The 516-nt window shown below is 58.3% G+C and carries 1 protein-coding gene; it reads left to right on the top strand.

Translation table 11 applies throughout. The features are described from left to right. Nucleotides 1–516 (top strand): RHS repeat domain-containing protein (locus tag HMPREF2726_RS08645; RefSeq protein WP_148132499.1); only part of this gene is annotated, 516 nt, incomplete at both ends.

The following is a 516-nucleotide window of genomic DNA, read 5'->3' as shown; positions in this document are numbered from 1 at the left end:
GCTGGGACGGCAAAATCACCGCCTACGGCTACGACGCCGCCGGACAACTGGTTCAACAGACCGAATACGGTCAAAGCAATAATGAAGGTCGTCTGAAAGACCGTCCCGAGACTTGGCACATCCACCATTTCAAACGCAACATACTCGGCCAACTGATCGAAAAACAGAGCCGCAAAGTCTCCGGCCGCAACGGGCAAAGCAAAGACGAAGGCATCAGTCGCACCCGTTTCGACTACGACCCGATTACCGGCAACCTGACCAAAGCCCGCAACCACCACAGCAGCGTCGAACTCGCCTACGACGAACTCGACCGCCTCATCGGCGAAACCACCGTCCACAACGGCCAAAGCGCCACCGTAGGCTACCGATACGACCCGTTGGGCAACCGCATCCGCACCATCCTGCCTGACGGCCGCCCTATCGATTACCTCTACTACGGCAGCGGACACCTGCACCAAATCAGCCTCGACGGCGAAGTCATCACCGACATCGAACGCGACAAACTGCACCGCGAAA

This window comes from Neisseria sp. HMSC074B07 (assembly GCF_001810355.1).
GTDB lineage: Bacteria > Pseudomonadota > Gammaproteobacteria > Burkholderiales > Neisseriaceae > Neisseria.
Note: the sequence above shows the minus strand (reverse complement) of the source record. Positions and strands in the feature narration are given on the sequence as shown.